This window comes from Paeniglutamicibacter sp. MACA_103 (assembly GCF_045798555.1).
In the GTDB taxonomy this organism is placed as follows: domain Bacteria; phylum Actinomycetota; class Actinomycetes; order Actinomycetales; family Micrococcaceae; genus Paeniglutamicibacter.
The window spans coordinates 62,836-89,223 of sequence record NZ_JBIXLN010000018.1 but is presented as its reverse complement, the minus strand read 5'-3'; the positions used below and the strand labels follow the sequence as shown (position 1 = coordinate 89,223).

24 protein-coding genes and 2 tRNA genes are annotated in these 26,388 nt (G+C 66.2%); 18 read left to right on the top strand and 8 right to left on the bottom strand.

The annotated features are described in order from the left end of the window. The 3 genes from ACIPVK_RS10635 to ACIPVK_RS10625 all read left to right on the top strand — a co-directional run. A partial coding sequence (locus ACIPVK_RS10635; RefSeq protein WP_407611944.1) for a hypothetical protein occupies positions 1 to 485 on the top strand: 485 nt, incomplete at its 5' end. 13 nt (positions 486 to 498) lie between these two features. Continuing rightward, a tRNA-Lys gene (locus ACIPVK_RS10630) sits at positions 499 to 571 on the top strand. Positions 572 to 666: 95 nt separating this feature from the next. Then, on the top strand, positions 667 to 2,118 hold the full coding sequence (locus tag ACIPVK_RS10625; RefSeq protein WP_407611943.1) for an AAA family ATPase: 1,452 nt from the start codon (positions 667 to 669) through the stop codon (positions 2,116 to 2,118). 284 nt (positions 2,119 to 2,402) lie between these two features. Here ACIPVK_RS10625 and ACIPVK_RS10620 read toward each other — a convergent pair whose 3' ends face one another. From ACIPVK_RS10620 to ACIPVK_RS10610, 3 genes are all read right to left on the bottom strand, one after another. Further along, positions 2,403 to 2,999: a copper resistance protein CopC gene (locus ACIPVK_RS10620; RefSeq protein WP_407611942.1), complete on the bottom strand. Its 597-nt coding sequence runs from the start codon at positions 2,997 to 2,999 to the stop codon at positions 2,403 to 2,405. Positions 3,000 to 3,008: 9 nt separating this feature from the next. Beyond that, positions 3,009 to 3,731 (bottom strand): YcnI family protein, encoded by a 723-nt coding sequence (locus tag ACIPVK_RS10615; RefSeq protein ID WP_407611941.1) that lies wholly within the window; start codon positions 3,729 to 3,731, stop codon positions 3,009 to 3,011. A gap of 62 nt (positions 3,732 to 3,793) precedes the next feature. Then, positions 3,794 to 4,399 carry a hypothetical protein gene (locus ACIPVK_RS10610; protein WP_407611940.1) on the bottom strand — a complete coding sequence of 202 codons (606 nt, stop codon included), beginning with the start codon at positions 4,397 to 4,399 and terminating at the stop codon, positions 3,794 to 3,796. 320 nt (positions 4,400 to 4,719) lie between these two features. Between ACIPVK_RS10610 and bcp the strand changes: the two genes are divergently transcribed. The 8 genes from bcp (at position 4,720) to ACIPVK_RS10570 (ending at position 11,683) form a co-directional block, all read left to right on the top strand. After that, positions 4,720 to 5,217, top strand: coding sequence for a thioredoxin-dependent thiol peroxidase (bcp, locus tag ACIPVK_RS10605; RefSeq protein WP_407611939.1), 498 nt, complete (start codon positions 4,720 to 4,722; stop codon positions 5,215 to 5,217). A gap of 90 nt (positions 5,218 to 5,307) precedes the next feature. Then, positions 5,308 to 5,389, top strand: a tRNA-Leu gene (locus ACIPVK_RS10600). 137 nt (positions 5,390 to 5,526) lie between these two features. Further along, positions 5,527 to 7,374 (top strand): ABC transporter substrate-binding protein, encoded by a 1,848-nt coding sequence (locus ACIPVK_RS10595; protein WP_407611938.1) that lies wholly within the window; start codon positions 5,527 to 5,529, stop codon positions 7,372 to 7,374. A 150-nt stretch (positions 7,375 to 7,524) separates the two neighbouring features. Next, positions 7,525 to 8,949: a malate:quinone oxidoreductase gene (locus ACIPVK_RS10590; RefSeq protein WP_407611947.1), complete on the top strand. Its 1,425-nt coding sequence runs from the start codon at positions 7,525 to 7,527 to the stop codon at positions 8,947 to 8,949. 229 nt (positions 8,950 to 9,178) lie between these two features. Beyond that, positions 9,179 to 9,514, top strand: coding sequence for a PRC-barrel domain-containing protein (locus ACIPVK_RS10585; protein ID WP_407611937.1), 336 nt, complete (start codon positions 9,179 to 9,181; stop codon positions 9,512 to 9,514). A gap of 393 nt (positions 9,515 to 9,907) precedes the next feature. Continuing rightward, positions 9,908 to 10,600: a PRC-barrel domain-containing protein gene (locus tag ACIPVK_RS10580; protein WP_407611936.1), complete on the top strand. Its 693-nt coding sequence runs from the start codon at positions 9,908 to 9,910 to the stop codon at positions 10,598 to 10,600. A gap of 89 nt (positions 10,601 to 10,689) precedes the next feature. Then, positions 10,690 to 11,280 (top strand): hypothetical protein, encoded by a 591-nt coding sequence (locus ACIPVK_RS10575; protein ID WP_407611935.1) that lies wholly within the window; start codon positions 10,690 to 10,692, stop codon positions 11,278 to 11,280. Positions 11,281 to 11,485: 205 nt separating this feature from the next. Further along, on the top strand, positions 11,486 to 11,683 hold the full coding sequence (locus tag ACIPVK_RS10570; RefSeq protein ID WP_407611934.1) for a CsbD family protein: 198 nt from the start codon (positions 11,486 to 11,488) through the stop codon (positions 11,681 to 11,683). A 128-nt stretch (positions 11,684 to 11,811) separates the two neighbouring features. Here ACIPVK_RS10570 and ACIPVK_RS10565 read toward each other — a convergent pair whose 3' ends face one another. From ACIPVK_RS10565 to ACIPVK_RS10555, 3 genes are all read right to left on the bottom strand, one after another. Continuing rightward, complete coding sequence (locus ACIPVK_RS10565) at positions 11,812 to 12,051, bottom strand: hypothetical protein (protein WP_407611933.1); 240 nt, start codon at positions 12,049 to 12,051, stop codon at positions 11,812 to 11,814. A 29-nt stretch (positions 12,052 to 12,080) separates the two neighbouring features. After that, the gene (locus tag ACIPVK_RS10560) at positions 12,081 to 12,347 is read right to left on the bottom strand and encodes a Rho termination factor N-terminal domain-containing protein (protein ID WP_407611932.1); all 267 of its coding nucleotides are present in this window, start codon (positions 12,345 to 12,347) and stop codon (positions 12,081 to 12,083) included. A 230-nt stretch (positions 12,348 to 12,577) separates the two neighbouring features. Next, positions 12,578 to 13,507, bottom strand: a complete 930-nt coding sequence (locus tag ACIPVK_RS10555; RefSeq protein ID WP_407611931.1) for an ImmA/IrrE family metallo-endopeptidase — start codon at positions 13,505 to 13,507, stop codon at positions 12,578 to 12,580. A gap of 1,699 nt (positions 13,508 to 15,206) precedes the next feature. On the opposite strand from ACIPVK_RS10555, the gene ACIPVK_RS10550 reads away from it, so the two are divergent. From ACIPVK_RS10550 to ACIPVK_RS10530, 5 genes are all read left to right on the top strand, one after another. Beyond that, the gene (locus ACIPVK_RS10550) at positions 15,207 to 18,551 is read left to right on the top strand and encodes an efflux RND transporter permease subunit (RefSeq protein ID WP_407611930.1); all 3,345 of its coding nucleotides are present in this window, start codon (positions 15,207 to 15,209) and stop codon (positions 18,549 to 18,551) included. Positions 18,552 to 18,684: 133 nt separating this feature from the next. After that, on the top strand, positions 18,685 to 19,137 hold the full coding sequence (locus tag ACIPVK_RS10545; protein WP_407611929.1) for a pyridoxamine 5'-phosphate oxidase family protein: 453 nt from the start codon (positions 18,685 to 18,687) through the stop codon (positions 19,135 to 19,137). Between the two features lie 491 nt (positions 19,138 to 19,628). Next, positions 19,629 to 21,461: an HNH endonuclease gene (locus tag ACIPVK_RS10540; RefSeq protein ID WP_407611928.1), complete on the top strand. Its 1,833-nt coding sequence runs from the start codon at positions 19,629 to 19,631 to the stop codon at positions 21,459 to 21,461. Between the two features lie 667 nt (positions 21,462 to 22,128). After that, positions 22,129 to 23,232: an LLM class flavin-dependent oxidoreductase gene (locus ACIPVK_RS10535; RefSeq protein ID WP_407611927.1), complete on the top strand. Its 1,104-nt coding sequence runs from the start codon at positions 22,129 to 22,131 to the stop codon at positions 23,230 to 23,232. Beyond that, entirely contained in the window at positions 23,225 to 23,677 is a 453-nt protein-coding gene (locus ACIPVK_RS10530; RefSeq protein ID WP_407611926.1) for a MarR family winged helix-turn-helix transcriptional regulator, read from the top strand. Before ACIPVK_RS10535 ends, ACIPVK_RS10530 begins: the two co-directional genes overlap by 8 nt. 108 nt (positions 23,678 to 23,785) lie before the next feature. On the opposite strand, the gene ACIPVK_RS10525 is transcribed toward ACIPVK_RS10530, so the two are convergent. Further along, positions 23,786 to 24,298: a GNAT family N-acetyltransferase gene (locus ACIPVK_RS10525; protein WP_407611925.1), complete on the bottom strand. Its 513-nt coding sequence runs from the start codon at positions 24,296 to 24,298 to the stop codon at positions 23,786 to 23,788. Between the two features lie 89 nt (positions 24,299 to 24,387). Continuing rightward, entirely contained in the window at positions 24,388 to 24,687 is a 300-nt protein-coding gene (locus ACIPVK_RS10520) for a hypothetical protein (protein WP_407611924.1), read from the bottom strand. Positions 24,688 to 25,043: 356 nt separating this feature from the next. On the opposite strand from ACIPVK_RS10520, the gene ACIPVK_RS10515 reads away from it, so the two are divergent. After that, positions 25,044 to 25,253, top strand: a complete 210-nt coding sequence (locus ACIPVK_RS10515; protein WP_407611923.1) for a DUF4287 domain-containing protein — start codon at positions 25,044 to 25,046, stop codon at positions 25,251 to 25,253. 139 nt (positions 25,254 to 25,392) lie between these two features. Continuing rightward, a complete protein-coding gene (locus ACIPVK_RS10510; protein ID WP_407611922.1) occupies positions 25,393 to 26,358 on the top strand; it encodes a D-alanyl-D-alanine carboxypeptidase family protein in 966 nt (321 codons plus the stop codon). Positions 26,359 to 26,388 lie beyond the last annotated feature (30 nt).

Below are 26,388 nucleotides of genomic sequence, written 5' to 3'. Positions count from 1 at the left end.
ACTTTCTGCTTTCCCCGGCCATTGAAGTCCAACGTCGGGCCAAGGGCGCCGGGACACGGTGGGCCACCAACGCTTTTCGGCCCGGGCATGCCTTTCCGACTTCCAGCCCCGTCCCGCCATGCCACCGGCGCACGTTTGGCTGCCCCCGGCGGCCCTGGGAAGTCCAGCGTTGCGGAACGCTTGTTCACCAAAAAAGACTGCGCCGCTCTCTGGAATCGGTCGTCGAGGCGGCAATGGAATCATTCTTTTGGCATCAAGGACCGGCGCGCACAGTCCACGTACGCGAATTGTGCGCACCATCACAAATCAATTTCCGGCAGAATCCGCCGGAAACCCAGCCAAGAATCGCCAAAGGCGATCGGAAAACACCGTGGTTCCGGGGAAGTTTGCGTGCAGCAACCGCACCCGGCGCTGATTTTATTTCCACGGCACTTTCTGGTTATGATTATCTGCGTCGCAAGGACGGGCTCCGCATGGGGCGCTGACTGAAGCGGCTAAGCACCTCTAGCTCAATTGGCAGAGCAATTGACTCTTAATCAATGGGTTTCGGGTTCAAGTCCCGAGGGGTGCACGGTGAGAAAGACCCGATCTGTTTCGACAGATCGGGTCTTTCGTTTTCTCCCCGCCTTACCTCGCGCCCAGGGAGCCCGCTGATAGGCTCCGTGCATGGACGAACAGTTGGCTTCCTACCTGCGGAACTTTTCCGAACTGACGCGCCTAGCCAGCCAAGCCTTCGAGATCACCGGCGGCACCCCGCTGCTGCCGGCTGTCACGGCTCATCTGGGCATGGAACCCGGCCGACTGCCCGTTGTGGTCGAATCTTTTCCCTCGCACCGACTGGCCGACGCCTCGGGAATCCTGGATGACATGGTCGCGGCCGACCCCGAAGCACGGATCCATGGCCTGGCCGGCCAGCAACGCCACCACATGGATCTGTCCGACCTTGTCGCAAGCCACGGAATGCAAGCAGGGTGGCTGGGCGAACCCGACTACGAAACCGTTTCGGTGGGACCCGACGAGGAGCGGAGAATCGTTTCCTTTGGGCTTTTCCTTTTCACGCGCGGCGGCACTCCCCTGGCCATTCTCCTGCGGCAAGCAAATCCGCAGTACGGCAGAGAACGCGCCACCCTGGAGGTGCTTGGCACCAGCACGGACGCCGTGGATGACTTCCTCAAGCTCTTCAGGACGAGCCTGCGGGAAAACAGCATCTTCCGCGGTCACGTCATTTCGTTCACCGCCAACGACTACTCGTCCTCGGCCGCGGGCATCACCTTCCACCGCCGCACGCCCGTCGCGGCGGGCGAGGTGGTACTGCCGGCCGGGACTCTTGAGCGGATCGAGGCCCAGGTCCTTGGCGTCGGCGAGCACCGGGAGAAGCTCCTGGCGCACGGCGCGCACCTGAAGCGCGGCGTGCTGCTCTATGGCCCTCCCGGCACCGGCAAGACGCATACGGTGCGCTACCTGGCCTCGGCCGCGGCAGGGCACACTGTCGTCCTTCTCGCGGGCAACACCCTTGCCTACATCAGCGAGGCCGCTCGCATGGCGCGTGCCCTGCAGCCCGCCATCGTGGTGCTCGAGGACTGCGACCTGGTCGCGGAGGATCGGAGCTTCGGGCACGGGCCCCAGCCGCTGCTCTTCGAGGTGCTTGACGCCATGGACGGGCTGGACACCGACGCGGACGTGGCGTTCCTGCTCACGACCAACCGGGTGGACCTGCTCGAGGCGGCGTTGGTCCAGCGCCCCGGCCGCGTCGACCTTGCGGTGGGAATACCGCGCCCGGATGCAGCGGCCAGGCGCGCGCTGCTGGAGCTCTATGGACACAAGCTGAATCCCTCCCCCGAGACCGTCAACCGCGTGGCGGAGCTGATCGAGGGAACGACCGCCTCCTTTGCCAAGGAGTTGACCCGACGGGCCATCCTGCTTGCGGCCATGGCCGGCCAGGAGCCCGGCGATTCGCACCTGCTGGCGGCGGCCCATGAGCTAATGTCGGATGCCGCGGCCTTGACCCGCAGCCTGCTGGGCGGCGCCGGCGAGAACGACGACGAACCGGCGGACGCTCCCGGGGCGGCCCCCTTCGGACCCGGGACCGCACCCGGAACCATCGGGTGGTCACGCTAGTTCCGAACGGCACTGTCATTTATCGAAGGCGACCGCACGGAGAGTCCAAGGCGGCTCCACGTTCGAAGCCCGGCCCGTTCGGACGCTCCCCCGTGCCCGGAGGACGCTTTTGGGTGCCGATGGGAAGCCGCGCCTCATGGCCCTCCGCCCTTCGTCCACGGTGCGGGGCTTGCGTTCACGCTGGGGATCGGGCCATTGCCGTGCCCGCGGGCAGCGTAGTCCCTGACTCGGTGCCCGGGAGGAACCGGCTTCCATAAGCCGGTTCCTCCCGGCGGTGCCTCACATCAGAGAGACCGTTTCTTGTTCACACGCCGACGCGCAACCCGCATGATGATGGCCGCCAGCGCCAGCAGGATCGCCAGCGACCCCAGCACCGGGCCGACGGGAAACGTGCCGGCTGCCGATGATTCCGGCCCTTCGGACAGACCAGTGTCCTGTTGCGGATCTGGTGCCTGCGAAGGGGACACACCTCCGCCGCCGGATCTTGCGGTGAACCCGAACTTGCCCTCGATGGGATGCCCATCGGAGGAGACTACGCGCCAGATCACCGCATAGTCCCCGCCCGGGGCGTCGGGACTGACGGACTGGCTGACCACGTTGTCCACGATCTTGACCTCGCCGACGGCCCAGTCCTTTCCGCCGGTATCCTCGATGCGGATCTGGGTTCCAATGGCCAGGGGCATGTTGCTGAACATCAGGTCAATGACGTCCGGCATGTCCTTAACCGTCTGTCCGTCTTGTGGATTGGTGCCGGTGAGGCTGTCGTGGGCGGAGGCGGCCGAGACCGGTGCCAGCAGGGCGAGCACCACGAGGACCACGCCGGTGAGGGATTGGCGGATCGCTCGCAGGAAGCCCGATCGGCGTTGCCTTTGCCTTTTCACGTTGCGGATCTACTTGCCGGCAGTCTTGCGGGTGCGGCTCAATGCGATCCCTCCGGCGACCAGTCCCAGCACTCCCGCGCCGAGTCCCAGGAAACCGGGGACCGGCGAGGCAACGTTCCCCGAGGTCGCCGCGGTCTGGACACTGCCCTCCGGTACTGCATGCTCCGTGGCGGTGCCCGCCGCCTGGTGGTGGCCGTCCCCGGAGGCCGCGGTCAAGGTGTAGCTCGGGGCGGGCGCCTCTAGTGCGTGCGGGTCCTGGCCCTCCGCCGGCAACTGGGACCAATCGGTCTTGCCGGTCTCACAGGTCTGGAGCGTGGGGAACGCGAGGGTTTCACCTGCCTTGTCGGGATTCTGGACTTGGACTTCGAAGGCCATCCGGTAGCCGTCTTCCAACGGGGTCTGTGCCGTGTAGATGACCTTGCCGATGTGCTTGGTGACGGTGGACCCATCGGCGGTGGTCAGTGGTTTCTTCAGCTTTTCCTCGATCTTTTCCACGTCCCAGCCGGGGTAAACGGTGGGTTTGGCGTCGATGATCGAGTCGGGGATGTTGATGGTGAAGCTGGTGGTGGGCGATCCTTCGCAGCCGTGTGAGGCGGCGAAGGTCAACACGGAATATGCGCCTGCGTCGGTGGAGTCAGGCTTGACGGTGACGTGGGCGCTGGCCGAGGCGATGCCGACGGCCATCAGGCCGGCGGTTGCTGCGGATGCAAGGAGGGTACGACGGAGTTTCATGGCATGCCTTTCGCTGTGCACGGCCCATGACGGCCGGCACGAAGTGTTGGAAGAAGTCGGACTCAGCGAAAGGACGGTGGGCCGCGCAACGGCGGCGAAATAAGGAATGGCACGGCGTGAAAACGGCGCACCGGCCCCATCGCGCCGACCCGAACCAGCGGGCGTAAGGGGGAAATCCGCAGCACCGTGAATAGCGGGCGCAGCCAGCCCGCCACCGAGCTGAGCGCTTTTTCTCCACGGGCCACAAGCATGGCGGTTGCCAGGGTCGCGATCGCATGCGCGGCGAACATGGTGAGATCCGTGCCGCCCTCGAGTCCATGCGGGTAAACCGCGGCAGACCCGACGGTGCAGCTCAGCGTGGCCGCATGGCCAAGGTGCGCCGCATCGGGAGCACACACCACAGTGGTGGCGGCCGAGGCGAAAAACCCGAAAGCATGGTGGAGCGTGAACTGCCCTCCGCCGAGGACCGCCACCAGGGCCGGAAGCCCCAGCGTCCGCTTGGCGACGACGGTGGCGGACAGCATGGTCAGTGCGGCAAGCCCGAGAAGGACTCCCGGGTGCGGCAGGATTCCACCGCCGCCCAGGTGGGCTCCTGCGGAGAGAACCAGCACGATGGCGGACACCACAGCGGCACGGAGCATGCGCGCGTGCCGGTCCTGCATTGCCAACCCATTTCTACGGTGCGTAAAAGTCGCTCCCCACTCTAGGGCCTCCGCCGGCAATCCGGCTCCACCGGGCCGTAACATTCCGGTGGGCAACACGTTCCGGCTACGCCGGAAAGGTCCGCTACGTCGGTCTGTCGAACTTCGCCGAGAGAACGTTTCACCCGGGCCCTCCAGGGAATGCCGGCGTCGAAACACCCCCAGGCGGTTTTTTCGGCTCCCGGCACGCTCTTCGATAGGCTCATGGGTAGAACCCATCGGAATCCGATTCGTCGGGGCGCGCCAGCGCCCTGCGCGAATCCCCATGAACAGGGAGCACCCAAACCATGAGCGAGAACAGCACTGCCGAGGCCGTCCGCCTCTCCGCCGGCGAGAGCGCCCCGGACTTCACCCTCACCGACGCACGCGGCCAGGAACTGTCCCTGTCCTCGCTACGCGGGAAAAAGACCATCGTCTACTTCTACCCGGCGGCCTCGACCCCGGGCTGCACCAAGCAGGCCTGCGACTTCCGCGACTCCCTCGAATCACTGGCCGCCGCCGGATACCAGGTCGTGGGCATCTCCCCCGACGCGCCGGCCAAGTTGGCCAAGTTCACCGCCAAGGAGGAACTGACCTTCCCGCTGCTGGCAGACGAGGACCACGCCGTCGCGGCCGCCTACGGCGCATGGGGAGAAAAGAAGAATTACGGCCGCACCTACGAGGGCCTGATCCGCTCCACGGTCGTGGTGGACGAGAACGGTATCGTTGAACTGGCGCAGTACAACGTGAGGGCCACCGGACACGTCGCGAAGCTGCGTCGTGATTTGGGTCTCGATCCAAAATAAAGTTTCGCCCACAGCCCAAAAGCCACAAATCGGGCCAAAATTCTCCGCTAGACTGATTTCTGCCGAACTTCGAAAGCGGTTCGCTGCCTTGCGAGCGTGGCGGAATTGGTAGACGCGCTGGATTTAGGTTCCAGTGTCTTCGGACGTGGGGGTTCAAGTCCCCCCGCTCGCACACAGACGCCAAACGTATTCTTGGATACCTACGGCACCACGCAGGGCCCCCGGATGCTTCCGGGGGCCCTGCGCTTTAACACTTGAGCAGCGGCCCGCCCCGTGGGTGGAGCCCAACAAACCGACGAGGAGTCCTTGGTGCCTAGCCAGCCGCACAGCCCGGAACCACCCAGGGCCACGCGCCGCGCCTTCCTGGCCGGCGGCCTGGGGCTCACGGCCCTGGCCCTGGCCGGCTGCGATTCCAAGGACACCCCGGTCCCGTCCAGCCCCACCGCCAGCGCCGGGCCGGTGATCCGCACCTTCCACTTCGGGTCGGCCGCCGATCCGGCAACCCTGGATCCCGCCATCTCCGGGGACAACGAGACCTTCCGCATCACCCGCCAGCTCTATGAGGGACTGATCGGGGTGGACCGCGAAACCGGGGCACCGATCCCGCTGCTGGCCACCGATTGGATCGTGAGCCCGGACCGGCTGCAGTACACCTTCATCCTGCGCCGCGGGGTCAAGTTCCACGACGGCACCGACTTCGACGCGCAGGCAGTGGTCACCAACTTCGAACACTGGATCGCCCTGCCCTCCGATGTGCGCGCCAACTCCGACCAGGGCTTCACCCAGGTCTTCCGCCACAGCGAGCAGATTCCCACGCTGCCCAAGTCCATCCCGGAGCCCAAGCCCAAGCCCACCAAGGAAGGCGACGGCAACGAAACCGTCGACCCGCAACAGCTCATCGACCACGCGGCCGAGGTGGAGCTGCTGGAATCGCTGCGCGAACAGCTCAAGGCCAACCCCTTCGTGGGGGTCACCTCCGGCGGCACCGCCAGCTACTTCGGCTCCATCAAGGCCGCGGACACCCACACCGTGGTGCTCACGCTGCGCCAGCCGATCTCCGGACTCATCGAGGCGCTGACGCTGCCCGGCCTGACGCTGGCCTCGCCCAAGGCACTGGCCACCCCGGCGGCCGAGAACGGCCAGGTCTCCTACCTGTCCACCCAACCGGTGGGCACCGGGCCGTTCGCGTTCGTCTCCTGGAAGGACGGGGCCATCACCCTGCGCAGCTTCCCCGAATACTGGGACGCCGCCACCGTGCAGGGAAACCCGACGGCCCCCACGCTGGTGGTCTTCCGCGAGATCCGCACCCCGTCCGGGCGCCTGGGCTCCCTGGACCGCGGGGACATCGACGGCTTCGACCTGGTCGCGGTGACGGGACTGCGCGAACTGGTGCGCGAGGGCAAGCTCATCGTGCAGCGCGACCCCTACTCGGTGTCGTACCTGGGGATGAACCAGAAGAACAAGTGGCTTGCCAAGGAAGAATTCCGCCGGGCCATCGCCCACGGAATCGACAGGCAAAAGATCATTGAGCAGTTCTACATCTCCGGCACCAAGGAGGCCCGCGGCTTTCTTCCCGCCTCGCTGGGCATCAAGTCCTCGGACACCTACTACGGCCCGGACTCCAACCGGGCCAAGGACCTGCTCGAGTCCATCGGCTACGACGGAACCCCCATCCCGTTCCTCTATCCCCTGAACATCTCCCGGGCCTACCTCCCGCTGCCCGAGCTCATCTATGCCGAGCTCTCGCGGCAGCTGGCCTTGGTCGGCATCAACCTCGCGCCGATGCCCATGGACTGGAACGACGGCTATGTGGCCACCGTCCGTTCCGGGGACGTCCCCGGCCTGCACCTGCTGGGCTTCAACGGCGGCTACCGGGACCCCGACGACTTCATGGGCGCGCTCTTCTCCTCGAACAACCGGCAATTCGGCTACGACTCGCCGATCCTCTCCGCGCAGGTGTTGCTGGCGCGCTCCATGCCGCCGGGCGAGCAGCGCGTGACCGCCTACCAGGACCTTTCCAACACCCTGGCCAAGGACCTGCCCGCGCTTCCGCTGGCTTTTCCCATCTCCGCGCTGGCCTTCAACGACACCGTAAAGCACTACCCCTCGTCCCCGGTCCTGGACGAAGTCTTCACCGATGTGAAGATGACCACTTAAGTCACCGACTGTCAAGAGACCAATTTCTTGGACGCCCCTGCATGGCGCTAGTCTTGCCTAGAGTCAAGACGAACTTTCAATGGAGAACCCCCCGTGCCTTCTGAATCCACCAACCAGTCTTTCGACGTCGTTCTCATCGGCGCCGGTGTCATGAGCGCCACGCTCGGTACCATGATCAAGCAGCTGGAGCCGGGGTGGAGCATCGGCCTTTTCGAGAACCTGGACCAGGCCGGCCTCGAGTCCTCCTCCCCCTGGAACAACGCAGGAACCGGCCACTCGGCCCTCTGCGAACTGAACTACACCGCGGCCGGCCCCGACGGCAGCGTCGACCCGGCCAAGGCCATCGGCATCAACGAGCAGTTCCAGGTCTCCCGCCAGTTCTTCTCCCACCTGGTGAAGAACAAGCAGGTCGGTGCCCCCGCCACCTTCATCAACGCCTTGCCGCACATGAGCTTCGTCATCGGCGACGACCACGCCAACTACCTCAAGACCCGCTACGAGGCACTGAAGCCGCACACGCTGTTCAACGAGATCGAGCACACCGAGGACCTTGACACCATCAAGTCCTGGGCCCCGCTGGTGGCCAACGGCCGCAACGGCTCCCAGCGCGTCGCCGCCTCCCGCGTCGTCTCCGGCACCGACGTGGACTTCGGCTCGCTCACCCGCCAGATGACCGAGAACCTTGCCGCCAACGGCGCCGAGGTCAACTTCGGCCACCGCGTCACCGGCATCAAGCGCGACGGCGCCGGCTGGGACATCGCGGTGCGCAACAACGCCACCAAGGCCAAGCGCAACGTGAAGGCCAAGTTCGTCTTCGTGGGCGCCGGCGGCGGCGCCCTGGGCCTGCTGCAGAAGGCCGGCATCGACGAAATCAAGGGCTTCGGCGGCTTCCCGGTCTCCGGCCAGTTCCTGCGCTGCACCGACGACGCGATCATCGACCAGCACCACGCCAAGGTCTACGGCCAGGCCTCGGTCGGCGCCCCGCCGATGAGCGTGCCGCACCTGGACACCCGCTTCGTCGACGGCAAGCGCTCGCTGATGTTCGGCCCCTACGCCGGCTTCTCCACCAACTTCCTGAAGACCTCCTCGCTGCTGGACCTTCCGCTGTCCATCCGCGCGCACAACATCCTGCCGATGCTGGCCGTGGGCAAGGACAACCTGGACCTGACCATGTACCTGATCAAGGAAGTGCTCAAGTCCCGCTCCAAGAAGGACGACGCACTGCGCGAGTACCTGCCCGAGGCCACTGGCGAGAAGTGGGAACTGATCACCGCCGGACAGCGCGTCCAGGTCATCAAGAAGGATGCCAAGAAGGGCGGCGTGCTGCAGTTCGGCACCGAGGTCATCACCTCCGCCGACGGCACCATCTCCGGCCTGCTGGGTGCCTCCCCGGGAGCCTCGACCGCGACCCCGATCATGATCGGCCTGCTGGGCCGCTGCTTCCCGAAGCAGTTCGCCGGCTGGGAGTCCAAGCTCAAGGAGATCATCCCGTCCTACGGCGTGAAGCTCAACGAGAACGCCTCGCTCTACGCCGAGGTGCGCGCCGAGACCGACAAGGTCCTCGGCCTCGCCTAACACCGGCATTGCCTGAAGGTCCGGTTCCCAGCCTGGGAGCCGGGCCTTTGGTCGTTAAGGAGGGCGGTTTTTCCTTGAATGGGGCTGCTCTCGGTGCTTTGCTTGTCTTGGATGCCCGGCCCATTGACGGCAACCCGCCTTGTCGTCAATGACCAGCCACGTGGGAGGAACCGCACCCGGACGGTTCCGGTGGCCGCGCCCGGGGGAAACGTCCTGTGAGGAAACCACCGTGCTTGGCCATGGATACCTGAACGCGCTGATGAACGCCAAGAGCACCGTGTACGGCCCGCTGCGCGAAAAGGTCGGGACACTGGGCAACATCTACATGGATGTCGGTTCCGGGGACCCCGACTTCGTCACCGTCCGCCTCGGCCTGTTCGGGTCGGAGGAACTCCTGGTCTCGCTCAGGGGCGCCGTGTTCACCGACGGCCACCTGCAGGTGCGGTTCAGCAAGGACGTCATCCGGCACTCACCGAGCGTCGACCCCGGCATCAAGCTCGGGGACGCCGAGAAGGCACTGCTCGATGGCTACTATTCGGCGATGGATCCGGACACCGGCGAATAGGGCGCGATCGAAACGGCACCTCCCGTGAGTCCGTGCCCGAACGAGGTCTTGGGATTTTCGCTATGCCTTCGGTCCTGATTTCACCTGTCGATTCCTCTCGGCATGGCTGTTTCTTGAATTGCCGTCGCGGCGGTGATTTGCTGGTGACATGGGCGAATCTGCGGGACGCACCCACTCCCGTCTGCTCCGCCCGTGAACTCGGAAGTGGCGGGAGGCAGCGGATGCCGGTAACGGGGACGGTCGGCCAAGGCGGCGGTGGGGGCCTCCGCCTTTGGACCAATGCGACACCGGACTTGGCCGGCACAGCTGTCCCCGCCACGCAAAAGGACCGTTACAGGTTCTGCGCAGCACACCGGGAATCTCCTCCGGCACACGCCCGGAAAGGACAACACCATGTTGTACAACGAAGATCTCAATGCCCTGAAGAAGACCAAGGCCGGCGTGTATGGTTCCGAAGGGGAAAAGATCGGCACCCTCGGCCAGGTCTATCTTGACGACGGAACTGGGCTGCCGAACTTTGCCACGGTGAAAACCGGCCACTTCGGTGGCTCCGTAAACTTCGTGCCGCTCGACGATGCCGAAATTTCCAACTCACAGCTTCACGTCGGGTTCACCAAGCAATTCGTGAAGGATGCCCCGCACATCGATCCCCGGGGCCATCTGGGCCCGGAAGACGAGGACAGGCTCTACGACTACTACTCGCAAGCCGGGCTGGGCGCGGAGCAGGGCACTGCGGAACCCGAGCCGTCCGTGGAACAGGGAACACAGGAACCCGAGCCATCCGAGGATCAGGACCATGCGGAGCCGGTCGGCCTGGTCCAAGGCACACCGCTTGGCGCGGAGGAACATCTCAGAACCGTCGGCGGCGAACCGTCTCGTCCCAGAATCAGGAAATACATCGTCACCGAGCGGCACACCGAAACCGCTGCCTCCCCGGAAACAGATGAAGCCGCCCCGCGCGCCGGCACCGATGCCGATGCCGAGCCACGGGACGAGGCTGCACTGCCGGCCGAGGGACGGCGGGATGTGACAGGGGACGACCAGGAATCAGGACGGCCCCGGCACGGGGAGCACCTGGCTCCCTGAGCGTCGGATCGGCGCATGCGGTTCCGCTCCGCGACACAATGCCTTCGTTGCCCACTCCACATTGCGAAAGAGGTCGTTTGATGGAAACCATGGGTTCAGGGTCAAGTACTTCCAACTACCGCGCCCACGAGCGGTTGGTCCGGGAAACCGGCCAGTTCGGTGGCGTCAAAATCGGCAGTGCCTTCTTCGGCTGGGTGACGGCCATGGGGATAAGTGTGCTGCTGACGGCACTGCTCACTGCCTTCGGTGCAGGGGTCGGCCTGGCTACTTCCACCGATCTGGGCGCAGCCGCCGACAGTGTTGCCGACAATCCGGATGCGGTCGCCTGGATCTCGGCCGGCGTCTTGGTGCTGGTCCTGTTGCTGGCCTACTTCAGCGGCGGCTACGTTGCCGGCAGGATGGCTCGCTTCAACGGAATCCGCCAAGGGGTGGCCGTCTGGCTGTGGGCAATCGTCGCCGCGATTGTCGTCGCCGCGCTTGCGGTCTTTGCCGGAATCGGATTCGACGCCCTGGGTCAACTGAACGGTGTCCCGCAACTTCCGCTGCGCGGAGAAATGACCGGGCTGGGCTGGATCGCGCTGGCCATTGCCGTTGTTGTCCCGTTGCTCGGAGCAATCCTGGGAGGACAGGCCGGGATGCATTACCACCGGCGGGTGGATCGCGACAGCGAACGGATCTGACGGGAGCCCCGGCCCGTCGGCTCGCACGTTCCAGGCACGGCGCAGGCGAAGGGAGGCAAGCTGGAACGAAAATGAATCCGTAGGCACGGCATACGGTTTCACGACAATCCCGAATCGAACGCCGTCGCGCAAGCGCCAGCGTCGGCCACCCGTACGCGCGTGCCCGCCAGGCAAGCATTCGGAATCAACCCAAGGAGGAACCCCGATGGGTCTCGGAGAGAAGATCAGGAACAAGGCGCAGGAAGCAGTCGGCAAGATGCGGAAAAATGCCGGCGACGCAACGGACAACGAAAGCCTGCATTTCAAGGGTGCCAAGGAAGAGGCCGAAGCCAAGGCAAAACAGGCCGGGGAGCACCTCAAGGACGCCGCCAAGCACATCACCAAGGACAACACCGACAAGTGAGGCTCCGTGGCATGGCGGTTTTTACCCGCGGCCAAGGAGGCGACACGACGCTGGAGCCGACCGCATGGGCGATCGGCTCCAGCGCCACCTTGGAACACGGCGGGACACCTGCCCTTCCCGGGGCAACGTCACCCGGCGTCGAATCGGGCCTCGTCTTCGTTGGTGTCCGCGGGCCCGGCCTCGTCTTCCTCGCCGACGGCGCGTTCCGGGTCCGCTCCGGGTACCGCTCCCCTGGCCTCGGATCCGGCGTTTGACGGGTCGTCGTCTTCCAGCAGTCTCTCGGCGTCACGCAACGGATCGAAGCTGTCCAGCGTTGGGGGTACGGAGTCATGGTCTTCGCGTTCTTTGCCTTCATGGGAGTTTTTCATTTGCGACCTCCACGTCGTAATTCGAATGGCTATGAGTTGCGCAGCGAATCGATCAGTTCCTGCTTGTTTCGCTTTGAGTAGCCGCGCAACCCGATTTCCTTGGCGCGTGCCCTGAGCTCAGGAACCGTCCACTCGTCGTAGTCGCCCGCCTTCCCGCCACGTTTCCCGACCGCCGAGCGGCCGTCGCGAGCAGCCGCGTTGGCGATGCGAGCCGATTTCTGCTTGGAGTTTCCTTCTTCGCGCAACTTATCGTAAAGCTCGTCGTCCTTGATCTGCGGAGTCTTGTCCTTCGGCATTGTTGTGCTCCCATCTCTTTGAACCGACCCGTGCCATTGCCCCGCGGTGCCGCCCACGACCCATGCCCGACCGGGCGGTCGGCAAGAAGGCCGTTCACCTTCCGGCTCGCGGTTCCGCTCCGGTCGTGGCCAGCATGGGGTCCGGTTTCCGGGTCCATGTTTGCCACGCTACTGCGCCCTTCATGGGTTTCCAACCTTTTGCACCGCCGCGCAATCCGGGCCGGCCCGTACTAGAGTTCGGACACCGGCGTATCCAGCATCCAGGCAAGGGAGGTGCCGTCCACGTGTCCCTCGCGCATCCCCTTGAGGTGTGCGCTGAACAGGTCGAAGGGAATTCGCGGCGAGCGGTAGGCACGGGCGCGGAGATGGCTGAGGCAATCCGGGTTGTGCCACACGAGCAATTGCAGCGTCCCCTCGTCCGCATGCACCAGGGCCGGCCCGCGCTGTATGCCCAGGGCATCCAATCGCTGGGTCAGGGCCTTCGCCGAGACGCCTGACTCCCACAAGAACTCGGCCAGGTCCCTGGGGGTCTGCCTGTTCCAGTCGATCGAGCGGACGGTCGCGGCGGGCAGCAACAGCGCGTAGGCAAAATCCCACGACCACCGGTCCCGCTGCCGTCCCCGCCGCCCGATTTCCGGTTGCCGGCCGCCCACCAACTCCCCGAGTTCACGGGCCAGCACCAGATTGGCCTGATACCAAGCGCCCGTGCTGCGCACCACGACGTAGGTCACCTCGCCGGCGACCATGGCCCGGGCATCGAATGCGGGTCCCTCGGCCGCCACAAACACCCCGATGCCGTAGGCGTCTTCGATGGCGGCGGGCAAGTCATGGACGAAGGGACGCGCGGAGCCGGCGGCAAGCCGGGAGGCCACTTCGGCGGCGGCTTCCGCCGGCGTCAAATCCGGCGACACCACGGGAATGGACTGCGTCGACAGGCCAACCTCCCGATACGCGCCCGCCGGGAAGGCAACCGTCTCGGCCACCCTGTCCAGTCGGCCCCGAACATACGGCGGCCGGTCGGAATCATATGAGTCGGCCCCGGGGTCCCCAGTGATCAACCATTGCAGGGATACCCTCAGGATCTTGGCCAAGACTGCCAGCTCGCCTGCACTGAAATTGCGTTGCCCGCTCAGGGATCGACTCAAGGCATCTTGTGTCATGTCTGCTTGTCGCGCGATGCCTGATTGGTTCAGGCCCTCGGTGTTCGAGCGAATGGCGTCCCTGACGCGTAATCGGATCTGTTCCACGAGAATCGCTTCCCCCTTCCCCTTGGTCTCTTCTCAATGCGTCGTGGCTCGGGTCCCCTGCTGCCGTCGGGATGATGTTCCCAGCATCGCCGCCCTCCCGGACGCATGTAAAGATCAAACCGGTCGGGGTTCGAGCACTTCGGATTCCAGGAATCGCGACTCGCTGCCGTTGGCATTGATCATGCGGCCACTGGTCGAACCCGCATCCGGACGCCCGGTGGCCGGCGGGCCGGAACCCATCACCAACGGCGCCCCGGCCCACTTCCCACCCATCATTGTCGGACTGCGGAACGATCAGTACACCGCGGATTGAAAGGCTGGAGGCCTGGTGGTCGGGTCCGGGTGCGGCATCGGGTCCGGACCAGGCACCGGGTTCGGCGACGGCCCGGGGAACGGCTCTGGTTCCGGGCCAGGACCCGGAGGCGGCGACGGATAGGTGCCCGGGTCCGGATCGGGCTGCGTCGGTGGTCCCGGCGGGTAATCGGGGCCCGGAACCGGCGGCGGACCGGGGGGTGTCTCGGGCGCTGGTTCGTGCTCCGGGGGAAGGGTCTGGTTCCCGGATTCCAGGAATTGGTGCATTCCCTGGCCGTCTGGCCTGAACATATTTTCTCCTCTGGTTGTGGGAGTAGAAAGTCGTTCCTTCGCGGATTCCACTGACAGCCCGGCGAAGTGCCGGACCCGTTTGACCGTTCGTCAATCGTTGCACGGACACCATGGCCAGTCCACCGATTCGGTAGGCCCGCTGCATAATGCGCGGCCCGGCCCGGTGCGCGGTGCCACGGCGCATGGTGCCGCCCCGGATCCCGTCGCAACACCCATCGCCCGATAAACCCACGCGGACGGGCCAACCACGATAGAGGATTTCCCAACACACGGAGCCGGGCCGCAAAAAAACAACCGAAAATTCGCCCATCCTTCTGTTCCCTGGGGCCGACGTTCGATAATCTCACGTAAATACGGCACCCGAGAAGGACGATTCATGGTTCACGCAGCAATTCCGCAGCCCATTGGTGCCTCATCACACTTGGCCCGGGTGAGAGGCCACCCGTACCAGGGCGCGAATATCGCGTGACAATGATTTCCGTAGAATCCGGTGCAACGCCAATCCGTGCGCGGTCTTGCACCAGGCAGTTTCCCCTTGGCTGGAACCCGATCCCGAAATCCGTTTCGCGACACCCCATGCCCTGGGACGTATGAGCGCCGGACAGCACGCGCAGCGCCAGAGAGCATCCTTCCACGGATGAGCGCGCCAAATTCTCCTTCGAGGGGTGCAGGGTACATTGATTGGGGGACCCTGCATCCCTCGCAGGTTTACGGCCCGTTCGCCGCTGCCGGCCGCAGTTCCAGCCCTGGCCGACGTCCGGCCCATGTGAAGACGTTGCCTTCCCCGCTCCCGGACCCGGCATGCCCCAGCGCACCGGGCGAAGTTCCGCCAAACGCCTCGCGATGCCCAGGGAGCGACACTCCCACCAGCAGCTCGGCCGGCCGGCGACGACGCGACCGCTTGCCCGGGGCCGGACGTACGCCTCAGGATGGATCCGCTCCAGCTTTGGGACAACTAGAGTTGTTCGAAGGAGCAATACCGAACGAGACAAACCTTCGAGGATGACAGATGCACCGGCTGGCCGCACTATCCCTGGGCAACCGCGCCCTCATCGCACTGATCACCGTCTTCGTGGCGGTGTTCGGCGTGATCACCATGGGGCAGCTCAAGCAGGAGCTCATCCCTGCGCTCGAGTTCCCGCGGATCTCCGTGGTGGCGTCCCAGCCCGGGGCCTCCCCGGAGGTCATCGACAAGCAGGTGGCCCAGCCGCTTGAGGGCGCGCTGCAGGCCGTCGAGGGTCTGGAATCCTCCTCCTCGACCTCGCAGACCGGCTTCACCACGATCTCGCTGTCCTTCGCCTACGGCACGGACCTGGACCGGGCCCGCGCCCAGGTCGACAAGGCCATCTCCAACGCCCGCTCCACGCTGCCCGAGGACGTCGAGCCCTCGGCCTTCGCCGGTTCCATCTCCGACTTCCCCATCGTCTACCTGGCGGTTTCCGGGGGCGACAACCTCAACGACCTGCGCTCCGACGTCGAGCGCCTGGTGCTGCCACGGCTCTCCAAGGTCGAAGGCGTGCGCACCGCGGAGGTCTCCGGCGGCACCTCCCAGCACATTGCCGTGCTTCCCGACGCGGCCAAGCTGCGCACCGAACGCCTGGACGCCAACGACCTGAAGACCGTCATCGAAGAAGGCTCCGGGCTGATGCCCGTGGGCCGGCTGGACACCGAGGGCCTGGACCTGCCGGTCACCTCCGGCGCCTCGGTCGACTCGCTCGACGCCGTGGGGAACCTGCCCGTGCGCGGGGCAACCGGCGTGCACAAGCTCTCCGAGCTGGCCGAGGTGAAGATGCAGGAGGACACCGCCACCTCCGTCACGCGCACCAACGGGGTAGAAACCCTGGCCGTCTCGGTGACCAAGAAGCCGGCCGGGGACACCGTGGGCATCTCCCACGCCGTCGCCGCGCTGCTGCCCGAACTCGCCGCGCAACTGGGCCCCGACGCAAAGTTCACCACGGTCTTCGACCAGGCCCCCTTCATCGAGCAATCCATCCACGACCTCACGGTCGAGGGCCTGCTGGGCCTCGGCTTCGCGGTGGCGGTCATCCTCGTCTTCCTGCTCTCGGTGCGCTCCACCCTGGTCACCGCGATCTCCATCCCGCTGTCCCTGCTGGTGACCTTCATCGGGCTGCGCACCGGCGGCTACTCGTTGAACATGCTGACCCTGGGCGCGCTGACCATCTCGATCGGCCGCGTGGTGGACGACTCCATCGTGGTCATCGAGAACATCAAGCGGCACCTGTCCTACGGCGAGGAAAAGTCCCGGGCCATCCTGACCGCGGTGCGCGAGGTCGCCGCCGCGGTCACCGCCGCGACGCTGACCACCGTGGCGGTGTTCCTGCCCGTGGCCCTGGTCGGCGGCATGGCTGGGGAACTCTTCCGCCCCTTCGCGCTCACCGTGACCATCGCCCTGCTGGCCTCGCTGCTGGTCTCCCTGACCATCGTCCCCGTGCTGGCCTACTGGTTCCTGGGGCACAGCCGGCCCGGGGCGGCGGATCTTGCCGCGGCGCGCGCGACGGCCGAAAAGAAGGAAGCCTCGTCCTGGCTGCAGCGCGGCTACTCCCCCGTGCTGCGCAAGACCCAGAAGCACCCGGTGATCACCCTGGTGTCCGCGGTGGCGCTGCTGGGGCTCACCGTCATCATGGTCCCGCTGGTGCCCACCAACCTGCTCGGCGGCACCGGGCAGAACACCTTCTCGCTCACGCAGAAGCTGCCCGCCGGTTCCTCGCTGGACACCACCCTGAAGGCGGCCGAGCCGGTGGAGGAGGCGCTGCGCGCCCTGGACGGCGTCGTGGACGTCCAGCTGACCGCCGGCTCCCCCTCCGGCGGCTTCTCCACGTTCGCGGGCGGGGGCACCGACACGGCGTCCTTCACCGTGATGACCGATGCCGACGCCGACCAGGAGGCCATCCAGGCCGCGGCCCGCACCGCGGTCCAGCCCCTGGCCAAGGACTCGACCATCTCCGTTTCCGCCGCCGAGGGCGGCCGGGGCGGCTCCTCCGACGTGACCGTGCGCATCGGCGCGCCCACCCCCGAGCTGCTCACGGAGGCTACCGACGCCACGGTGGCGGCCATGGCCGGCATCGAGGGGGCGACGGAGGTGGGCGACAACCTCTCCGCGGCGCGCCCGCAGGTCTCCATCGACATCGACCGGACCAAGGCCGCGGCCGCCGGCCTCACCGAGGCGCAGATCGGTGCGCTGGCCGCCGGCACCCTCTCCCCGGTCCCCGCCGGCACCGTGCGTCTGGGCTACACCGACTACCCGGTGCGCATCGGGGAGGGCACCTCCCTCACCGAGCTGGACCAGCTGCGGAACCTGGAGCTGCCCGCCGCCGGCGGCACCGTCAAGCTGGGCGACGTGGCAACGGTCCAACGGACCGAGTCCCCGGCAACCATCACCTCCTCCAACGGGGACCGCATCGCCACGGTCTCCATCACCCCGTCCGAGAACGACCTGGGCGCGGTCTCCGCGGAGGTCGCCAAGCGCCTGGAGGCGCTCACGCTGCCCGCGGGCACCACGGCCGAACTGGGCGGGGCCGCCACCGAGCAGGCCGAGTCCTTCGCCCAGCTCTACCTGGCGCTGCTGGCCGCGATCGCCATCGTCTACGTGGTCATGGTCGCGACCTTCAAGTCGCTGATCCAGCCGCTGATCCTGCTGGTCTCCATCCCGTTCGCGGCCACCGGCGCCGTCGGGCTGCTGCTGCTCACCAATGTCCCGCTGGGCCTGCCCTCGCTGATCGGCATGCTGATGCTGGTGGGCATCGTGGTCACCAACGCCATCGTGCTCATCGACTTGATCAACCAGTACCGCAAGCCGCGCGGTAACCGCCCGGCGATGGACCTGGCCGACGCGATCCACCACGGGGCCAGGCAGCGCCTGCGCCCGATCCTGATGACCGCGCTGGCCACGATCTTCGCGCTGGTCCCGATGGCCCTGGGCCTGACCGGGGGCGGCGGGTTCATCTCCCGGCCGCTGGCCGTGGTGGTCATCGGCGGGCTGCTCTCCTCCACCGCACTGACGCTCATCCTGGTGCCGGTGCTCTACCACCTGGTGGAGGGCGCCAAGGAGGGCAATGCGGCGCGGCGTGCCGCCCGGGACTCCCGCCCGCTCTCCCACACCGGGACCGTGAGGGTCGTCAAGGGCACCGAGCCGACGCGGGAGCTGATCGATGCCATGGCCGCGGCCGGGCGGACGCCGGCGGCCTCCACCCGGGCCTCCGGCGCGGTTCCCCCGCCGGCAGGCGCCACGGGCACCCACTCCCCCGGCACGCTGATCAACCCGGCCACCGGCATGATCCCGCTGACCCGCAAGGAGCGCAAGGAAGTGGAGAGCGAGCTCAAGAACCGCTCCTGAGAAGCCCCGGCCGGGGCGGGCTCATCGGGGCCGAAGTCGGCGAAGCCTCGCTTTCCCCGGCTTCTTGCCACCCCGGCCAGCTTTCACCGGCCAACCTCTGGCCACTTCGACCGACCGCACGTACGCTCAAAGTATGGAAAAGCAACAGACACACACGGACGTTGAGACCCTTGAATCCAACCAGTGCCTGGAACTCCTGCGGGCCGTATCGCTAGGCCACCTGGCGGTGAGCCGCGGCGACATGCCACAGATCTTCCCGATCAATTTCACCGTCGACCACGGCACCGTGGTGTTCCGCACCGGACCGGGGACCAAGCTGGACACCCTGCGCGCCCAGCCGCACGTTGCCTTCCAGGCCGACGGCGTGAACCAGGAGACGGGAGTCGCCTGGTCGGTCATGGTCCAGGGCAAGGCCGAGCTCTTCGGCGGCATCGAGGAGACCCTCGACTCCTTCAACCTCATGCTCTTCCCCTGGGAGTCTGGCCCCAAGGACCAGTTCGTGCGCGTCGTCCCCACCTCGATGACGGGGCGCCGCTTCAAGGTCGCCGACCCGCTGACCTGGTGGAAGCACATGCGCCACGGGTAGCGTCCCTGCACGAAAACGGCCGGGACGGGCCCTGGCGCCCGGGCGCTAGATGGCCCCCTGCCGGCAGCATGCCCGCGTGCGCCCCGCCCCCTGCCGGTAACTGCCACGCATTTCCGCGCCCGCCCATACCCGGGACCACGGTGTCCGCGCCCTGGGTGCTCGACGACTCCGGTGCCCGGCCATCTAGCCTTCGGCCTCCCGGTCATGGCCATTCCCCGTTCCCCCTTCCCCGTTACCCATTCCCTGTGCCCCGGCGGCACATGGTCCCGGCACTGTGCCGTCAGCTCCGTGTAGGCCCGCTCCGGCGACGCCCGCCGCAGGCCCGGTTCGTTCACTCACACGCGCGCGCGTGTGCGTGTGAGTGCGCGCGCGCTCGCGCACGCGAGGATGACGGGGCTGTTCCGCGGCCCTGGCTCCCTGGCGCCCTCTCGGTTATCCACACTCCCGCCCAACCGGCCCCGCCGGAACCCGAGCGCGTGCACACTTGAGGCATGCAGACCGACGCATTCATCGCCACCCTCGCTGGCCACAGCGACGATCCGGGGCACCAAGCCACCCCGGACGATGAACTGCGCGCACTCATCGAGACCTTTCACCAGGCCGACGTCCTCATCGCCCGTCTCTCGGCCCGCACGAACTCCCCCACCCGCGCCATGCTCGCGGCCCTGACCGTCGAGCGCGCCAAACAAGCGCTGGAAATCGCCCAGCTCAAGGTCGCCGTGCTGGCCCGGGCCGCCCTGGTCCATGAGCTGCCTGCCGAGACCCTCACCACGCTGCGCACCGTGGCCGACGACCCCGCATCCTTCGTGTCCGGAGAGACGTCCCTGCCGCAAGACCCCCGCACGGTACCCACCGGGCGGCTGCAGTTCAAGACCCCCGCCGACTGCCTCGGCGGCATGCTGGGCATCGACTACTTCGAGGCCGTCAGGCGTTTACGGGCCGCCGACGACCTGCTGCCGGGCGTCGACGACTTCGGGCTGCCGCGCGGCCCCCGCTACCCGCAGCTCGCCGGGCAATTGGCCGCCGGAAAGGCCCGGCTCGCCCCCACGGCCGCCGCCGCACGCAAGCTGGAGAAGCTGCGCCCCGGAATCGAGGCCCGGCCGGACGCCGAGGAATTCACCGAGCGGGCGGAAGCGCGCGTGGCCGAGTCCGTGGCGGCGGGCGACGCGAAAAACACCACCCAGCTCTTCCACCTGATCAGCGACGAGCTCGACGATACCGACGCCGCCCCCACGCCCGCGGAAATCCGCGACAAGACCGGCTGCCACATCACCAAGCGCACCCGCCACTTCACGTATTTCACCGCGTGCATGCTGAACCTGGACGCAGAGGTCTTCCTCTCGCACTTCGCCGCGTCCGACAATGCACGCACCCTCGCGGGCAATCGCCCGGCGCTGGCCGCCGCCGCAACCAATGCCGGCAGTGCGCCCGCCAAGGAAGCCTCCACGTCCGACGAAGCAGGCATCGACACCGACGAAGACGCCGATGCAAACGCAGACGCACACGCAAGCCACACCGAGGCCGACGGCAGCGACTCCCCGGTTTCGCCGGCATCCCGCCCAACCACTCCCGGCCCGAACCCCGGTTCCATCCCGCAAACGGACCCCGGAAGCACCCAGGATTCCTTGTTCCCGCCGCCGGCAGACGGTCCCGACTGGTTCGACCGCCCGCCCGACGCGGAAACCTTCGATGCCCTGCCGGACAGCGGAACCGCCGGAACGGAAACCGGCGCAGTGGGAGGGGAACCCACTCCCGCCCAAAGGCACCTGCAAACCCTGCTGAACCTGATGCGCGCCCCGCGCACTCCAGCCAAGGGTGCCACCGGGCTGCCGACGTCGAAACTCTTTGTCTATATCAATCTCGAAACGCTAACCGGGATGGCCCGCGGCGCGGGCTGGACGGCCCACGGACTGGAAATACCCCTCAGCGAGTTGCGCAAGAGACTCGCGGAATTCAGTTTCATCCCGATTGTCCTCGGCGGCGATGGAGAGATCCTCGACTACGGCCGAGAACGCCGCTACCCGCCCGAGTCCATGAAACAGGTGATCCGCGCTCGCGACCGCGGCTGCCTCGGGCCCGGCTGCACTGTCCCGCCCGAACACTGCGAATTCCACCACATCAAACCGTGGTCCGAAGGCGGGACGACGAGCGTGTCGAACCTCGGCATGTTCTGCACCGCCGAGCACCGCGCCGTGGACAAGGGAGACATCGGGATCGTGGTGAAAAACGGGGTGCCCTGGGTGGTCCTGCCCGAGTTCGAGGACCCGGGACAGGTCCCGCGACGCAACACCCACTGGCTCGGCGAACAACCCCCGCTCTTCTGAACCTGCTCGTGCCTCATTGGCCGACGCCCAAGGACGCTTCAGCTTCGAAGGCCGGGCGCGGCACTCAAGAGCCGGGGGCCGGCAAGTTCCGGTCCCGACTTGGTCATCGCGATCAAAACAAGGAAATCAACTGCGTCGCGATCTGCGTGCTGGACGCCCTTGTACGTGCGGCCACGTTTCTCGGACCACGTATCAACCTCTCGGATCGTATTGCCCGGGTCAGTTTTGGCTTCCGTCCAAGAGGCCAACATGAGACTCAGCCTGCCGATGTCATTTCCGCGGGACCGCAAGCACAGACACCATAGGCCGGGCGGCCTCGAACCAGAACACGTCAGCATCGTGGATGCCCGAGTAGCGGACTAAGTCGGTCATCAGCGTGAGGGTAGTAGCCCAGCAGAATGCCGCAGGTCAGTTCACCGAGGGCAAGGCACCCGACGACGCCCGCCACCGCGATCCAGCGCAGCGGTTGTTGCCTGGCCGGGACTTGGCTGGCGGCTGGCGGGGTGTCCACGGCCGGAGCCTTTGGCGCATACCGTCCTGACGTGAGACACCCCACATGACCCCCCGGGAATTATTTGGTGATCATTCTCGCTATTCCATGCAAACGCATACAAATCTGGCATACTGTTAACCAGAGCGAAGTCCACCAGCCCAACAGGAGGCAAACATGCAGTTCGGTATCTTCTCAGTCAGCGACATCACCCGCGACCCCACCACCGGCAAGACCCCGTCCGAGGCCCAGCGCATCAAGGACATCGTGGCCATCGCCAAGAAGACCGAAGAGGTCGGCATGGACGTCGTCGCCATCGGCGAGCACCACAACCGCCCCTTCTTCTCTTCCTCCCCCACCACCACGCTGGCCTACATCGCCGCGCAGACCGAGAAGATCATCCTCTCCACCGCCACCACGTTGATCACCACCAACGACCCGGTGAAGATCGCCGAGGACTTCGCGATGCTGCAGCACCTCGCCGACGGCCGCGTGGACCTGGTGCTCGGGCGCGGCAACACCGCCCCGGTCTACCCGTGGTTCGGCAAGAACATGCAGGACTCGGTGAACCTGACCATCGAAAACTACAACCTGCTGCGCCGCCTCTGGGACGAGGACACGGTGAACTGGGAAGGCAAGTTCCGCACCCCGCTGCAGAACTTCACCTCCACCCCGCGCCCGCTCGACGACGTGGCCCCCTTCGTCTGGCACGGCTCGATCCGCACCCCGCAGATCGCCGAGATCGCCGCCTACTACGGCGACGGTTTCTTCGCCAACAACATCTTCTGGCCCAAGGAACACTACATCCAGCTGATCAACCTCTACCGCGAGCGCTACGAGCACTACGGCCACGGCCGCGCCGACCAGGCCATGGTGGGCCTGGGCGGGCAGTTCTTCATCCGCAAGAACTCGCAGGACGCCAAGAACGAATTCCGCCCGTACTTCAACAACGCCCCGGTCTACGGCCACGGCCCCTCGATGGAGGACTTCACCGACCAGACCCCGCTCACCGTGGGCTCGCCGCAGGAAATGATTGAAAAGACCCTCACCTTCCAGGAGGCCTTCGGCAACTACCACCGCCAGCTCTTCCTGGTCGACCACGCGGGCCTGCCGGTCAAGACCGTGCTGGAACAGCTCGACCTCTTCGGCGAAGAGGTCCTGCCGACCCTGCGCAAGGAACTGGAAAGCCGCAAGCCGGCAGACCACCCCGAGGCGCCGACCCACGCCAACCGCGTCGCAGCGCGCGACGCCAAGCTGGCCGCCGGTAGCACAAATGCCTAGCCCGGCCACGCTGCGCTCCACGGCCGCCGCCTGGGAGGCGTTGTTCCGGGCACAGGTCACGGTGATGCGCGAAATCCAGAAGCTCCCGGAGTTCAAGGAGCTCAGCACCCGTGAATACGACGTGCTGTTCAACCTCTCCAGGTGTGACTCGGCAACAAGCCGGCTCTCGGACCTGAACCAGCACCTGTTGATTTCCCAGCCGAGCCTTAGCCGCATGGCCGACCGGCTGGAATCAAAGGGCCTGGTCTCCCGCCAGCCGGATCCCACCGACCAACGCGCCGTCCTGATCACCTTGACGGATGAAGGCGCACGGTTGCAGAAGTCGATGGGCCGCGAACACGTCAAGGGCATCCACGACCTGATCGGGACCGCACTGTCGACCGAGGAATTTGCGACATTGCAGGAACTGGCGACCAAATTGCGCCTGCACGTGGAAACTCCGTAACCCCCGGGTCCACCACGGACACGGCAAAGGGCTTCGGCTTCCCGGGATACTTTTTCCCTTGGGAAGCCGAGGCCCTTTGCGTTCATTGGCCGGGCCGACGTTTCCGCGCTAGACCCCGAACGGCTCGGCGTAGCGGAAGTTGCCCTTCGGCAACGGCATCTCGGACAAATTCAGCACCATGAAGTACTCGCCCCAGGACGGGTCGGATGGAATGATGCCGTTGGGGATCGCCGGCTCATAGCCAAGGCGGTTGTAGTACTCGATGTGGCCCAGCAGGACGATGGCGCGCTCCCCGTCCCGGGCCGCCCGGTCCCGGATTTCCGCCATCAGTCCCACGCCCACACCCCGTCTCTGGTGCGCGGGGTCGACCGAGAGCGGTCCAAGACCCAGCAACGGGATGTCCCCGTCAAGCCACCCGCGCGTCGCGATCGCATGGCCCACCACTCGGCCGCCGATTTCCGCCACCACCGAATACTCGGGCAGGTATCCCTCGCACTCATACAGCTCGGCCAGCAACGCTGCCTCCCCGGGCTCCTTCTCGGAATCCGGGTCGGCGAAGGCGCGCATCGTCAACCGGTGGATGTCCTGCCGGTCGGCCGGCTCCTCGCTGCGGAATCTCATTCGCCCAGCCTATGGCCAACTACTGCCCAAAAACGCCCGGGCGCAGGTGAAAGGCCCGGTCAAGGACCGGGCCTTTGGAATTTGCCCGCTTAGTGCGAGCCAATTGGATGATGCTCGTGGTAGATGCGCATCGCCGGCTGGATGGCCATTGCCGATGCGGCAAGTGCGACAACGCCCGGAATCCAGGTATGCCATGCAACCATCGGCATGCCCGAGGCGAAGCTGCCCATCCACGGCGCGGCAACAACGAGTGCCGCAACGACCAGCTGAACCCATTCGGCCGCCGGCATCCCCGGGGCAGCAAGGTTGATAACGCCAATGACGATCAAGGCGATACCACCCGTGAGCATGTATGCGTCCGAGTTTCCCACGGCCGTTGTCCAGGTCATTGCCAAAACCGTGTAAAGGCCTGCGGCCACGGCGACCCAATTTTGCCATGCAGTCCATCGCTTCATGGTCAGATCTCCTTTTGTCTTACGTCAATCCCCCGATCCACGGATACCCCGGAATCGCGAAGTTTGCCCATGCGGGCACCGACGGTTCAATGGGCCCCAACGTGCTGCCGCGCTGCCCCTTCGGCTGTAATCCCATACTGCCCGTCGCAACCTGGCACGGGTAGGGTCCAAAGTCACGGTCCGGGGCCCGGCCCGCCTCGGTGGGGAAGGGAAGGCGTTTTCGCGAGCATTTTGGGTGAGGCACGGCGGCTCTCTTGCGGCTTTACGCTGCACGGTGTTCGATTGAGGCCATGAGCGAAGCCGTTAAGGGACCCAAGTCCTACTTCCCGTCGATTGAATCCAGGTACGGACAACCCATCGACCATTGGATGGAACTGCTGGCCAATGTGGCCGGGCAAAAGCATCTCGAACAGGTCAACTGGCTCAAGACCGAACACGGGATCGGCCACGGACACGCCAATGCCCTGGTGCATGTGTACCGGGCCGAACACGCCTCTTAGCCCGGACGCCCGGCGAACCATCGAAAATGCCATGACCGGGCGTCCGGATCCGTCTGCCGCCCCGTGAACCGGAGGGGCAACCCGCTTTCATCCCCGAGGACCGCAATCCACGCGCTTCGGGATACCGCCGAGAAGAACAATGGAGTTCGACGACATGACCCCTGGGCACAAACGACCGGCCGCTTGCGGCGCCGCAGCCTTCGCGCTCGCCATGGTCCTGGCTCCCCTGTCCGCCCCGCCTGCCTTGGCGGCGCCGGCCCCTGCCGCCGCGCACGGTGAGGCCCACCTGCAGCTTGCCGTGTCACCGGCCGCGGTTGCCGCGCCCCTGGCCAAGAAGCCGAATCCGCCACGCGACCCGGCCAAAGCCAACGTCCTGGTAAACAAGCGATATCCGCTGGTTCCCAAGAAGTATGTGCCCAGGCTCGCCTCCGTTCCCGGGACCGGGATCCGGCTTCAGCCACCGGCGGCGAAGGCTTACAAGAAGCTGGTTGCCGCGGCCCGCAAGGACGGGGTGAACATCAAGCTGACCTCCGGATACCGCTCCTATGCCGTGCAGAAGGGGCTGCTGGAGAAATACACCCGGGCCTACGGTTCCGCCTACGCCAAACGCATTGCCGCCGCGCCGGGAACCTCCGAGCACCAGACCGGGCTGGCCATCGATGTGGGAAACCACAGCCGCGCGTGCGCCCTGCAGGCGTGCTTCGCATCCACCAAGGTCGGATCGTGGATGGCCAGGAACGCACCGAAGTACGGCTTCATCCTGCGCTATCCCAAGGGAATGGAAGCGGTCACCGGATACAACTACGAACCATGGCACTTCCGCTACGTCGGGACCGCCACGGCCAAGTCCGTTTCCCGCGCCAAGGCCAAGACCCTCGAGCACTACTACGGCGTGGCGTCGAGCCCGAAGGCGACAACCGCCAAGGGCACCAAGAAAACCACCGCAAACCTCAACCTCCGCCGCAGCCCCTCGCTCGGCGGCGGCATCATCAAGACCGTATCCTGGGGCTCCACGGTATGGCTAACGGGAAAGAAATCCGGAACCTGGGTCCAGACCAGCCACCAGGGCAGCACCGGCTGGATGAGTTCGCAGTACCTGCGCTGAGACGCGGCGGCCCGGTGCCGATGTCGGGCA

Coding starts and splice junctions, on each gene's coding strand:
- ACIPVK_RS10625 (WP_407611943.1), top strand. CDS start 667: ATGGACGAACAGTTGGCTTCCTACCTGCGGAACTTTTCCGAACTGACG.
- ACIPVK_RS10615 (WP_407611941.1), bottom strand. CDS start 3,731: ATGAAACTCCGTCGTACCCTCCTTGCATCCGCAGCAACCGCCGGCCTG.
- bcp (WP_407611939.1), top strand. CDS start 4,720: ATGAGCGAGAACAGCACTGCCGAGGCCGTCCGCCTCTCCGCCGGCGAG.
- ACIPVK_RS10590 (WP_407611947.1), top strand. CDS start 7,525: ATGAGCGCCACGCTCGGTACCATGATCAAGCAGCTGGAGCCGGGGTGG.
- ACIPVK_RS10580 (WP_407611936.1), top strand. CDS start 9,908: ATGTTGTACAACGAAGATCTCAATGCCCTGAAGAAGACCAAGGCCGGC.
- ACIPVK_RS10575 (WP_407611935.1), top strand. CDS start 10,690: ATGGGTTCAGGGTCAAGTACTTCCAACTACCGCGCCCACGAGCGGTTG.
- ACIPVK_RS10570 (WP_407611934.1), top strand. CDS start 11,486: ATGGGTCTCGGAGAGAAGATCAGGAACAAGGCGCAGGAAGCAGTCGGC.
- ACIPVK_RS10565 (WP_407611933.1), bottom strand. CDS start 12,051: ATGAAAAACTCCCATGAAGGCAAAGAACGCGAAGACCATGACTCCGTA.
- ACIPVK_RS10560 (WP_407611932.1), bottom strand. CDS start 12,347: ATGCCGAAGGACAAGACTCCGCAGATCAAGGACGACGAGCTTTACGAT.
- ACIPVK_RS10555 (WP_407611931.1), bottom strand. CDS start 13,507: ATGACACAAGATGCCTTGAGTCGATCCCTGAGCGGGCAACGCAATTTC.
- ACIPVK_RS10550 (WP_407611930.1), top strand. CDS start 15,207: ATGCACCGGCTGGCCGCACTATCCCTGGGCAACCGCGCCCTCATCGCA.
- ACIPVK_RS10545 (WP_407611929.1), top strand. CDS start 18,685: ATGGAAAAGCAACAGACACACACGGACGTTGAGACCCTTGAATCCAAC.
- ACIPVK_RS10540 (WP_407611928.1), top strand. CDS start 19,629: ATGCAGACCGACGCATTCATCGCCACCCTCGCTGGCCACAGCGACGAT.
- ACIPVK_RS10535 (WP_407611927.1), top strand. CDS start 22,129: ATGCAGTTCGGTATCTTCTCAGTCAGCGACATCACCCGCGACCCCACC.
- ACIPVK_RS10530 (WP_407611926.1), top strand. CDS start 23,225: ATGCCTAGCCCGGCCACGCTGCGCTCCACGGCCGCCGCCTGGGAGGCG.
- ACIPVK_RS10525 (WP_407611925.1), bottom strand. CDS start 24,298: ATGAGATTCCGCAGCGAGGAGCCGGCCGACCGGCAGGACATCCACCGG.
- ACIPVK_RS10520 (WP_407611924.1), bottom strand. CDS start 24,687: ATGACCTGGACAACGGCCGTGGGAAACTCGGACGCATACATGCTCACG.
- ACIPVK_RS10515 (WP_407611923.1), top strand. CDS start 25,044: ATGAGCGAAGCCGTTAAGGGACCCAAGTCCTACTTCCCGTCGATTGAA.
- ACIPVK_RS10510 (WP_407611922.1), top strand. CDS start 25,393: ATGGAGTTCGACGACATGACCCCTGGGCACAAACGACCGGCCGCTTGC.